The sequence below is a fragment of the Komagataeibacter sp. SM21 genome (genome assembly GCF_041402665.1).
Lineage (GTDB): Bacteria > Pseudomonadota > Alphaproteobacteria > Acetobacterales > Acetobacteraceae > Komagataeibacter > Komagataeibacter saccharivorans.
In genome coordinates, this window is record NZ_JBGLOV010000009.1 from 69310 (window position 1) to 78969 (window position 9660).

Genomic DNA, 9660 nt, shown 5'->3' on the forward strand with positions numbered 1-9660 from the left:
CGGGAACACGAAATACGGGCAGTATGAGTGCGAGAAGGACGCGCAGGCCGAGGGGCGCAGGGCTACGCGGAACGGGCAGTAATCACCGCCCAATAGCCCTGCCCGGCAACTGCGGGTGCTGGATCACATCTGGGGAAGTGCCAGATGCGCGCATTTGCTGCTGGGCATCGCGCTGCTGTCGCATCATGATCTGGGCGGCTATCTGCTTGCTGTCCAGATAGACAGAGACAAAGGTGTTGCAGCCATTCGAACCATGCATTCCAGATCCCCCCTGCTGATCAGAACGTTCCCTGCCCACATCAGGGGGCGGCGTAACGGCGAGAGCAGTGGCCGGAGAACGGGTTGGCGGCAACACGTTCGGAAGCGGCTGGGTGACATTGGCCACAGGCGCCGCATAACGGCGCATATCAACCCCCAGCATGCCAAACGTGTGATCGTATTCCCACTGGTTCCAACGAGCTACACGCTGATCGTGTAATCCAATCTGTGCCCGCGCATCGCGGGCAGTCTGGTCCGCTCCATAGGCAAGCGCCCCTGTGGCCAGAATAGCACCCCCTTGCCGTAGCATTGCAGCACGACTGGTAGCAGCGCCCGTTGCCCCAGCCGCCCCGGCTACCGCAGTTGCCCCCGATGTCGCTCCCGCCAATCCGGTGCCAGTTGCTGCGGCCGCAGCCGAAGCCCCGGATGTTGCTGCCGTTGCGGCCGGAGCGCGCTGTAAGGCTGCAAACAGCAACCTCAAACCAGATGCCAACGGCCCGAGCGCCGCACCTGCGACGGCAATTGACCCCGACAGTGCCACCAGTCCAGCAATGCCCGCCACGCCCAGTTCAATATCCGCCACTGCGCGCGGATGAGCCTGCGCCACGTTGGTCAGTTGCGTGATTACACCAGTGAGGCGACCAATCATCCCTGTAGCGTCGTTGACAATAGGCGCGCCCAAGGCCGTCATAAGATTGTGCCAAGCGGTCTGAAAGCTATTCAGGCGCGTCGTCGGGTCGGTGCCTTGTGCAACGCGATACTGATCGACCGCCACGGCGCGGTTGATATTATCCGCATCGCGCTGAAACGCAGGTAGGTTGCGCACAACCTCGCCCAGTAGGCCAATGACCGTTGAGCGCAGGTGACTGCCTTGCAATGCTTCGGCCTGCGCCTCAGACGAAACTGCTCCGTGCTGGTTGAGTGCGGGAATGAGGTAATCGCGCACCCAACTCACCGGGTCACTCTGCAACTGAGAAGCACCGGACAGCGCGCCAGGATCGAGAGTTAGGTGGCCACCTCTTCCCTCATGAACCATGCGACGGTCCATAAGCCCCATGCTTTCCAGCCAATGCGCTCCGGCTGAGGTCATGACCCCGCCGATGAGTTGCTGCTGCAAGGATGAAAGTTGAGTGCCAACGCTGGACGCTGAACCGGATGCCGCAATAACCGGAGCAAGGTTCATCAGCCCCTGATCCGACAGGGATGCCCCTGCCAGTCGGGCATACTGCTGAAATGCAAGCAACTGGTCCGGTCCGGCGCGCCCGCGGGTGCCAGTAGCAATCCCCTCCAGCAGTCGCATCTGCTGTGTCAGGTGCTCAGTGCTTATTTCGTGCGTATTGGGGTCGATCAGGGAGCCGCGCTGGTCAAGGAAGCGGATGGCGGTGAAACCTGCCCGCTCCTGATCTTGCCCGGTTAGATTTTGGAGAACGACGCCCATTTGCGCAACTTGGGGCATAGCCGCAACTGCTTCGCGCATCGTGCCAAGCTGGTTGCGCAAATCGGCCACAAGCCCGATATTTTTTTCCGCCGATGATCCGATGACAGTTGATGCAGTCTGCCACGCGGTTGCGGTGGCCTGCGCCACCTCCTGATGCGACAGACCTGCCTGCAACATCAGACTCTGTTGGTGAACGAACTCCTTTCCCGCATTAACCAAATGGCCCATGCTGGACAGCATGGCACCCCCACCAATCACGCCAGCCAAACCAACAGCCGCTACTCTCGCCCGGTTAAGCCCCCCTTCAAGATGCTGCGCTTGCAGGTTTACCCCCAGCAGGCTGCGGGATAAGGTTCCCAGAACCTGAGAGGCGTTGTCGGTCATCCCGATTGCTACGCCAACGCGATACACGTCTGCCATTTGAATTCCTGATTGGTATTAAAAAAAATGACACACAGAAAATTGGTAAAAACCTTATTTTCTATGGGGATTATTGGCATTGTGATGCACGGCATGGCCCATGCTGATGATGGGTTTGATTATAACGCAAAATACGGCAGTCTTTTCGTTCATGGCTGGACAGATGGAAGCCAAATATCGTGCGGCGTTGATAACGGGCCAGATATTCACGAAGTCGGATATTTCGGATTTTACGAACAGGTCTATGACCTAAACCTTCCCGCTCCGGCGTCCCCTACAACCTATTGGGGGTTCGACCTGACAACCAAATTGCCGCCAGGGACTCGCGCAACAGTTTCGTTTTCCAATAATGGGAGCAATCTTGAGAAATTCCCTCGTGTCATTCAGTCGACCGCGAACGATGCGCCCATTTCCATTATCCACACAGAAACAACGGACTGCATCGATAACCAAAACTGCGTCAATTCTCCTGAGAATAAGCTACTTGAGAAAACTTTTTTAGAAGCCAACCTGACAGGTATTGTTGAGATGAAAGCCACCAGTGATGCGGAAACCATCGCAAGTAGAATGTCCGGCTTGAAAGGGATTAAGAAAGCCCTTGACCGTTGTTTGGCAGTGCTTAGACCGAAACTTGATCCTCCATTGCCGTGATGTAGGCCGATCCAGATATGGACCGGCCTGTTTCCTACGCGATCAACTCACGCTCCCTTACCTTCTGCGCCCTGAGCGTCACCACCCGCCGTCTCTGCAACCAGTCCTGCCGGGCCTGCTCGACGTGAGGGTGAATGCCGGGGCGACGCTTGACCCGCACAAAGAGCGTGGCCGACCTTAATCTAGCGAAATGGTTGCCCGGCTCAGCCTGCACCATCCTCTCATACCCCTCACACTCCGCCATCCAGATAAGAAGCTCTTCATCTGGCGGCAGGTGTCCGCTGATGGGGTTTTCTGTCAGGGCTACGCCGGGGCAGGCTCCGGCTGCTTGGCGAAAGGGACGCGGATGCGACCGGCCTCCATCACCCCAAAGATTTCCGCCAGACGGGCAATGCCCTTCCGCGTGATGCGGAAATCATCGGAAATCTTTTCCTGCCCGGTCAGCTTGTCCTCATACAGGCGCGGGACGAGACGCACATACCCGTGTTCAAGACCGTATGATGCCGGGCGGATACCCCGGCCCTGACGACACACCCACTTGCGGTCAAACAGCATGTCGCGCACGCGGTTCTGCCCGACCTTCAGTTCGCGCCCCGCATCGCGGATGCCAAGTTCTCCGTCTTTCTCGGCGAGGATGGCCAGACCGGCGGCCTTCGGGGCCAGTTCAGCGATCTCCTGATCCTTGGCCGCAAGTGCCTTCTGCTGCTCAAGCGCCAGCGTCAGGGCTTCAACCATGTTGGCCGGGGCTTTGATGGCCGGGGCCTGCTGCGCTTCCAGTTCCATCCAGCGGCGGACGACTTTCAAGCGAAGGTCAGTGCGGTAGCCGAGAACGAGAGTGTATGTCAGATCCTGCGGGAGGTTGTAGCAGCGATATTCCTGACCATTCTGCGGGTTTTTGTAGGTGTCCCCAAACTTGGGGAGACCCTCTCCAGCGTCCTTGAGCATCTTCTCAATGTCACGAACCACATGATCATGCCTTTTGCCTGTCAGCTTCGCGATTTCACGGGAGGACATGGTAAGCGGAATCATGGTAAGGGCAGCATTAGCTGTCGTCATGGGGGTGTTTCCCTTGATGATGGTTAGGGCCGGTTGGAAGTTGCCTCTTCCTTCCGGCCTGCTTTTACGCTATACGGAAACGCATGAGCGCATCAACAAAAAACGTAATACGTAAAAAGGGACGCCCCCCCACCGGGACGGACCCGATGCTGGCTGGCCGCGTCCCCGCCGAAATGATTGAGGCCGTTACTGATTGGGCCAAAGCCAACGGCATTACACGCTCCGAAGCCATCCGCCGCCTGATCGCGAGGGGGCTTGAGGTGGAGCAGGCGGACTGATCAAACTATTCCCTATTCAGAAACAACCCTGCCAACGTCCTCGCCCCCAGCAATGGGTATGCTGCCGCCAACCACGCCCTCCCCAAACAGTCGTCCGACAAAGCGATGCCCAACCGCATGCGCGACCGCATCGGTTTTTCGGATCAATGATCCGGCCAGCACGGCGCGAGGCGGCTGCTTGACGGCGCCCAGTTCAAAAAAAACCAACTTGTCATCGTCGGACCCGACATGAGCCGTTCGGCCTTGCACAACGTGTTGTATGCCGTCACGCATCGCACCAGACCGCAGCCCCGGCTCATTTTCAGGGTATCCTTGGCGGACACGATCATCCTTCGTGCTGTCAGCCAGTTCAGCCCATGGCGCAAAGGGGCCAGCGCCCTGCTGGTAATGACCCAATTCCGCCTTGGCTTCACGTTCCACAATCTGCGCGGCCTGCTCCAGCCCTTCATGCGCGGCATGTTCAATTTCGCCAACCATGCCGGTCAACAGGCTCGCAAACTCGGTCAGGGATAGATCAGGCATTAGATTGCTCCATCGTCATCGTATCCCAATTGAACCGCCCGCCCTCCATTTCAGAGAACGCAACGGAATGAGCAAGCACCTCAGCATCGCCCATTTCTTCCATCGCTACGGTGTAGGGCACCCCATTCTTTACGAGCCAGCAGCGTTGCTGGAAGCCTGAGGTGCGGAAGAGTTTTTTGCCTCATCCACCAGCGCCTCCTGCTTTTCGATCAGCCACTTCAATGCAGCAGATGCGGCATCAGCATCAACGCTGTCCCACAGACCGTCCATCTGGCCAATATTCTGGGGCGCGGGCGGCGCGGGCACGCCGTCAATTGCCTGCACGGCGGCACGGGACAGAGTGCCCGTGGTCCATGCGTTTTCTCCCCATGCGTCTCCGGCAATACGGGTCATGCGTGCGAGGGCGCTTCCCACCACTTCCCTGACCTCGATCTTGCGCCCCTTGGTGTCGGTTACATATTCACTCATGAGATTTTATTCCTGCGGCGTGCGGTGAACTCAAGGCGCTGGCTGACAATGTTTTCCGACTGGAAATTGCCAGCTTCGGGCTGGCGCAGGGATGCGCCCACGTATTCGTATGTGCTCTGCGTGCCGTCTACTTCGGTCACATACTGGTAGATCGTGCCAAGAAGCATGGTCCCTGCGCTCCAGAACTCCGCCTCTATGGCAATCATCAGGTCGTCAAGGGCGCTCCCATCCCGCTGGACGGTAAATGTCCCACGCCAGCCGTTTGGCACATCGTAGAACACCGGCTCGTCGTTCAGCGGCTTGGACGTGAGTTGTGTGGTCTGCTGCTGGGACTGGAATCCCGTGACGGTGGGCAGGTCAATACGACTGCCATTGTAAACAAGGACCACCCGGCAGTCGCGGCCCACATTGAACAGCTTGCTTGCCATTCAATCCTCCAAGAAAAAAGCCGCCCGTGAAGGCGGCTGGTGAAGCAAATCGGGATCAGGAAGCTGTGGTCGTGGTCGTGCTGACCACCACGCTGGAGCCGCCCTGAAGATTGACCACGAAGAAACGGTTGATGCCCTGATACTGCACCTGCACGTCCGCGCGGACATACCCCAGCGCCGTGCGCGACTGCGGGTTGTTGGTGCTGTCGCACACCACGGCATACGCGGTGCTCGATCCAAGAATGCCCGCGCTTACCATATTGGACAGTGTGCCCAGCAGTACGGCGCGGATATCGCCAAACAGTGTATCGTTGATGACATCGCCCACAAACGCGCCCATGCCGGAGTTGATCGTCTCGGCAATGTAGTTCGTCATGCGGGTATAGCTGTCATCCAGCGTCGCATCATCGGACGATGTGTTGATGCCACCCCGGACTGCCCAGTAACTGCCGCCCGGGGCCGGGTTGCAGATTACGTCAAGCCCGGCCTCGAACAGCGCACCCAGTTCCGCGTCGGAATATGTCTGGGTCGTCCCGCTCGATACAAGCCCGGCCTTCTGGCTGCCGATCACGCCCGAAAGCTGCTTGTTCAGGCTGGACTGTTCGGGTGACAGGCCGCCAAACAGACCGGCCACAAACGCCTGTGGGGGCACCAGCATAACGCCGTTGGTATCATCGTCCCACCACAGCCAGTCGCCGAACATCAGCTTGACGGCATAATTGTCCAGCCCCGCCGTATCCTTCTGGGTCACAGCATTCGTGATGGTGTCCCCGGACGGACCGCAGGCGATCATATAAAGCCCCTCCTGCTGTCCGAATGTCCCCATCGTGGTCCATGCGGTGTTGTCAGTCAGGCCGGACAGAACACCAAGCGCGCATCCCTGCCCGCGCAGGGCATACATCCCCGTCCGTGTCGTGCCGTCCGCGCCGATGAATTCCGCCGTGGTGGGTGTCCCCCCATCCGCCCCCCCGGACAGCGTGACGGACCCGGCAGCCAGATCAGGAACCGTAGAGGGAGCCGTCGCCACGACCAGAGCGGACGTATCTGCGGCGATGGCAGCGGCAATGGCCGTCCACGTTGTGCCGGTATAGGAGCGGCTACCAAGCACACTATGACTTGTCGTCAGCGTGTATTTCGTGGTGACGATGGTGCCCTGCGTCAGCGTGGCCGTAATCGCGTTGCCTGCGCTGCCTGTGTATTTCGCCGTAAGGGTAACGCCAGCCATCGTGCCGGTTGCGGCGGCATCCGTCCCATCAGACACGCGCACGCACCGGAAATCGGTAGCGCCCTGGAGGATGGCGATATTGACTGCCGTGCCGATATCGGTAGCCAGAGCCTGCTTTGCACCAAAAGCGGCGAGACTGTCCCCCATGGACCCGACGATGACAGGCGTGTTGAGCGGTCCCCATGCGGCTGTGCCGACCAGACCGATACGACCGCTTGAAACGCCGTTCAGCGCCAGCGTGGCGGGCTTCTGGATCTGCACATACAGATCAGGCACGATCAGGCTGTTCGTGTTCAGGTCGCCTGCCTGATATAGACGGGTCATATGTTACTTCTCCTGCTTGAGCGGCACGCGGACGGTGAAGCGGCCAAGAGTGCCATTGGCTTGCAGCTTCGCGACGGTGGCGGCGTCCGTAATCTGGGTTCCCATCGGGTAGCCGTAGCCCGGAAGGGTCACGACATAGCCGACAGTCGGCGCCGCTGCGGGCTGGCCAGCCGTCTGGGTCGCCACAACAGCCGGGGCTGCGGTCTGGGGTGAGGTCGTCATTGAATGTCCTTGCGGAAGGGTCAGGACGTGGCCAGAAGCGGGCCGTCTCCTGCGGTGATGGTATGGCTGCCCGGCAGGCTGAACACCTCAGCGCCAAAAAGCATCTGAGCCATGTTCTCACGCATGTCGGTGTCGTAGGTGGCGATGAACCGGAACGGGCGCATGAAAATTCCGCTGTTCTGGGCGGCATCATTGTTCCAGTCGCCTCTAGCCTCGATCTGGAAGGTCGAGCCGTTGGCATCCATCAGCCAGTCAATGAAAGCCATGCCGTTTTCGATGGCCGTCCCCAGCGCATCACGGGCATCCGGCGTAGCAGACCAGACTGTGACCTGAAACAACTGTTGCTGCCTGCGCGCGGTGCGGACTGCCGGGGCATAACCGCCCGCCGCGCCGGTCAGGCTGGATGCGTCCGGCACGTTGACGGTCGCGCCTCTGGACGTAGCGCCGGATATCTGTTCAGCCAGCGCGGCCGCGATGGTAGCCACGGTATCGGTCGCCTGCACCGCATAAGCCGCAACGGCACGGTCCGGGATGGCTACATCATCGGAGCGGATGCGTAGACCAACGATACCCGCAGGCGTTGCATCATCCTGTAGCGCGATTGTGGCCACGTTCCCCTTGGTCGTGACTGACACGGTGGCTGGGATTGTGTCCTCCTGCCGCCACGGTCGGCCAAGTGGTTCATCAATTCGACGCCAGCCGCCTTGCAGGTCCATGACAGTGATAAAATCGACACCGTTCCCCAGCGCGCAGTCCGCGCCCGTGTAATCGGCCTGCGTGATCCAGCCACGGAATATTTTGGTTGGCCTGCCCGTTACGGACGGATTTCCTTTCCCGTTCGGGTAGGCGATGGCCGCCATCTGCGCCACGATGGCGCGAGAGATTGAGACGATATCAGCCATTATACCTGCCTCACGTTCATCAGGCAGCGATTGCCGTATTGGCTAGGCTCCACTGCGGTCAGGGTGTAGGTCGTGCCCAGATCGGTCGTGACCGCCATCTCTATGGTGGGCACAAATCCGGGCATGACCGGCAACAGCATCTCGTAATCCGCCGCCTTGATCGAACCGGGAATGCCATCTCCGGTCGGAATGCCTTTCCCCTTGATCTGGATAAAGGCCGGCCATCCCTTTATCAGCGTAGTCTGGTTGGTTGTGTTGCCTGCCGTGCCGTAACTGTCCGATGCGCCAACATCCGTGCAGACCGCGCCATCTCCATTGGTGCTGCCCTGTCCTGCCTGCCCCGCGATAGACACGACCCGATTACACAGCATGCACAGCGGTGGCCGGAATGGCTCAAGGCGTGCCACAAAATAATTTTCACCTGCGCAGGTCAGCAGGTCGCCCGATTGCACGTCCGTGGTATCGAACAGGCCGAATACGGCAGGTTTCCCCCACAGGGCTGGCCTGGCAAACCCGAACGCCTTGTCATCGTTGAACGCGGCCAGAAACGTCGCGTGGACGGTCTCCATCGGCGCGGTTACCGATGCCGGACGGTATTGCGTGGTCGTGGCCCCCAGCCGCAGGGCGGCCTTGGCATAGCCTTTTGCAACCTTCTGCTGGACAAGGGCCTGATACATTAGTGACGCCGCCCTTTGGTGGATGTGCGGTTCATTAGCGAGACCATCTGCCGGTCAATGGCTTTGGCCTGCTGGGTCTTTTTGAATGCCGCTGTGGTCATACCTACCAAGGCGGCGTTCTGGCCGTCCTCCTTCCGGTCGGTGTGCGATTTGAGATACTGCGCCATGGTCATGCGCCTTGCGGGACGTGCCATTTACTTCTTCCGCCGGATGATGCTGTTGGCCTTGGCGTTGATTTTCGCCTGCGAGGATTTGGACAGGTTACCCGCCTTCACCTGCTGGGCCGCGCGGGCTTTCGCGTTAATCGCATGGGCGCGATCGGGCATCGGGAACCGCCGCGACCCGGGAAGGCCGAAAGCAGACTTCGGCAGGGCGTTACGCCTGCGGGTGCTCAGGGCTGCCATTGGCATCCTCCTGTTTCTTTGCCTTGTTCTGCGGCCAGTTTGCGATGTGGTCTGGATCTTTGGTGGGAACGATCCCCGCCGATGTCAGAGCGACGGAAAGCGGCCCGGACATGGGGGCAGGAACCGGCGGCCCTTCAAGATACGCGGGCTGACCATCAGGTATCGGACCGGTCCGGCGCTCGCGCGGGGTGACGTTTCCCATGCGATCAACCATATACCCGATCTGCGCATCGGTGCCCGTAACCTCGACCACGCGCCCGGCATCCGGCCCGAATGGCTGGGGCTGACGCGCAAGGGCACATTTGATAGCGACGATTACGCCAACCCTCACCTGCGCCCATAGTCGCGTGGGGCGTGGGCGGTTACTGTCAACAGCGAACATGCTGC

The 9660-nt window shown here is 59.8% G+C and carries 14 protein-coding genes; 2 read left to right on the forward strand and 12 right to left on the reverse strand.

The window, feature by feature from the left end; all coding sequences use genetic code 11:
- Window positions 1-82: 82 nt before the first annotated feature.
- On the reverse strand, window positions 83-2116 hold the full coding sequence (locus ACBR42_RS10365; protein WP_371207929.1) for a hypothetical protein: 2034 nt from the start codon (window positions 2114-2116) through the stop codon (window positions 83-85).
- A gap of 27 nt (window positions 2117-2143) precedes the next feature.
- Here ACBR42_RS10365 and ACBR42_RS10370 point away from each other — a divergent pair, with 27 nt between their 5' ends.
- A complete protein-coding gene (locus ACBR42_RS10370; RefSeq protein WP_371207930.1) occupies window positions 2144-2767 on the forward strand; it encodes a hypothetical protein in 624 nt (207 codons plus the stop codon).
- A gap of 303 nt (window positions 2768-3070) precedes the next feature.
- Here ACBR42_RS10370 and ACBR42_RS10375 read toward each other — a convergent pair whose 3' ends face one another.
- On the reverse strand, window positions 3071-3823 hold the full coding sequence (locus tag ACBR42_RS10375) for a Rha family transcriptional regulator (protein WP_371207931.1): 753 nt from the start codon (window positions 3821-3823) through the stop codon (window positions 3071-3073).
- A gap of 83 nt (window positions 3824-3906) precedes the next feature.
- Between ACBR42_RS10375 and ACBR42_RS10380 the strand changes: the two genes are divergently transcribed.
- Window positions 3907-4101, forward strand: coding sequence for a ribbon-helix-helix domain-containing protein (locus ACBR42_RS10380; RefSeq protein ID WP_371207932.1), 195 nt, complete (start codon window positions 3907-3909; stop codon window positions 4099-4101).
- Window positions 4102-4113: 12 nt separating this feature from the next.
- On the opposite strand, the gene ACBR42_RS10385 is transcribed toward ACBR42_RS10380, so the two are convergent.
- The 10 genes from ACBR42_RS10385 to ACBR42_RS10430 form a co-directional block, all read right to left on the reverse strand.
- Window positions 4114-4623, reverse strand: coding sequence for a hypothetical protein (locus ACBR42_RS10385; RefSeq protein WP_371207933.1), 510 nt, complete (start codon window positions 4621-4623; stop codon window positions 4114-4116).
- A gap of 129 nt (window positions 4624-4752) precedes the next feature.
- Window positions 4753-5091 (reverse strand): hypothetical protein, encoded by a 339-nt coding sequence (locus ACBR42_RS10390; RefSeq protein ID WP_371207934.1) that lies wholly within the window; start codon window positions 5089-5091, stop codon window positions 4753-4755.
- The gene (locus ACBR42_RS10395; RefSeq protein WP_371207935.1) at window positions 5088-5519 is read right to left on the reverse strand and encodes a hypothetical protein; all 432 of its coding nucleotides are present in this window, start codon (window positions 5517-5519) and stop codon (window positions 5088-5090) included. Before ACBR42_RS10395 ends, ACBR42_RS10390 begins: the two co-directional genes overlap by 4 nt.
- A gap of 55 nt (window positions 5520-5574) precedes the next feature.
- On the reverse strand, window positions 5575-7068 hold the full coding sequence (locus ACBR42_RS10400) for a phage tail protein (protein WP_371207936.1): 1494 nt from the start codon (window positions 7066-7068) through the stop codon (window positions 5575-5577).
- Between the two features lie 3 nt (window positions 7069-7071).
- Window positions 7072-7290 (reverse strand): hypothetical protein, encoded by a 219-nt coding sequence (locus tag ACBR42_RS10405; protein WP_371207937.1) that lies wholly within the window; start codon window positions 7288-7290, stop codon window positions 7072-7074.
- Window positions 7291-7310: 20 nt separating this feature from the next.
- Complete coding sequence (locus ACBR42_RS10410) at window positions 7311-8192, reverse strand: hypothetical protein (RefSeq protein ID WP_371207938.1); 882 nt, start codon at window positions 8190-8192, stop codon at window positions 7311-7313.
- Window positions 8192-8869 (reverse strand): hypothetical protein, encoded by a 678-nt coding sequence (locus ACBR42_RS10415; RefSeq protein WP_371207939.1) that lies wholly within the window; start codon window positions 8867-8869, stop codon window positions 8192-8194. The genes ACBR42_RS10410 and ACBR42_RS10415 overlap by 1 nt, the downstream gene beginning before the upstream one ends.
- Window positions 8869-9063 carry a hypothetical protein gene (locus tag ACBR42_RS10420; protein ID WP_371207940.1) on the reverse strand — a complete coding sequence of 65 codons (195 nt, stop codon included), beginning with the start codon at window positions 9061-9063 and terminating at the stop codon, window positions 8869-8871. The genes ACBR42_RS10415 and ACBR42_RS10420 overlap by 1 nt, the downstream gene beginning before the upstream one ends.
- Window positions 9064-9273: a hypothetical protein gene (locus ACBR42_RS10425; protein WP_141262492.1), complete on the reverse strand. Its 210-nt coding sequence runs from the start codon at window positions 9271-9273 to the stop codon at window positions 9064-9066.
- Entirely contained in the window at window positions 9245-9655 is a 411-nt protein-coding gene (locus tag ACBR42_RS10430) for a hypothetical protein (RefSeq protein WP_371207941.1), read from the reverse strand. The genes ACBR42_RS10425 and ACBR42_RS10430 overlap by 29 nt, the downstream gene beginning before the upstream one ends.
- Between the last annotated feature and the right edge of the window lie 5 nt (window positions 9656-9660).

Coding starts and splice junctions, on each gene's coding strand:
- ACBR42_RS10365 (WP_371207929.1), bottom strand. CDS start 2,116: ATGGCAGACGTGTATCGCGTTGGCGTAGCAATCGGGATGACCGACAAC.
- ACBR42_RS10370 (WP_371207930.1), top strand. CDS start 2,144: ATGACACACAGAAAATTGGTAAAAACCTTATTTTCTATGGGGATTATT.
- ACBR42_RS10375 (WP_371207931.1), bottom strand. CDS start 3,823: ATGACGACAGCTAATGCTGCCCTTACCATGATTCCGCTTACCATGTCC.
- ACBR42_RS10380 (WP_371207932.1), top strand. CDS start 3,907: ATGAGCGCATCAACAAAAAACGTAATACGTAAAAAGGGACGCCCCCCC.
- ACBR42_RS10385 (WP_371207933.1), bottom strand. CDS start 4,623: ATGCCTGATCTATCCCTGACCGAGTTTGCGAGCCTGTTGACCGGCATG.
- ACBR42_RS10390 (WP_371207934.1), bottom strand. CDS start 5,091: ATGAGTGAATATGTAACCGACACCAAGGGGCGCAAGATCGAGGTCAGG.
- ACBR42_RS10395 (WP_371207935.1), bottom strand. CDS start 5,519: ATGGCAAGCAAGCTGTTCAATGTGGGCCGCGACTGCCGGGTGGTCCTT.
- ACBR42_RS10400 (WP_371207936.1), bottom strand. CDS start 7,068: ATGACCCGTCTATATCAGGCAGGCGACCTGAACACGAACAGCCTGATC.
- ACBR42_RS10405 (WP_371207937.1), bottom strand. CDS start 7,290: ATGACGACCTCACCCCAGACCGCAGCCCCGGCTGTTGTGGCGACCCAG.
- ACBR42_RS10410 (WP_371207938.1), bottom strand. CDS start 8,192: ATGGCTGATATCGTCTCAATCTCTCGCGCCATCGTGGCGCAGATGGCG.
- ACBR42_RS10415 (WP_371207939.1), bottom strand. CDS start 8,869: ATGTATCAGGCCCTTGTCCAGCAGAAGGTTGCAAAAGGCTATGCCAAG.
- ACBR42_RS10420 (WP_371207940.1), bottom strand. CDS start 9,063: ATGGCACGTCCCGCAAGGCGCATGACCATGGCGCAGTATCTCAAATCG.
- ACBR42_RS10425 (WP_141262492.1), bottom strand. CDS start 9,273: ATGGCAGCCCTGAGCACCCGCAGGCGTAACGCCCTGCCGAAGTCTGCT.
- ACBR42_RS10430 (WP_371207941.1), bottom strand. CDS start 9,655: ATGTTCGCTGTTGACAGTAACCGCCCACGCCCCACGCGACTATGGGCG.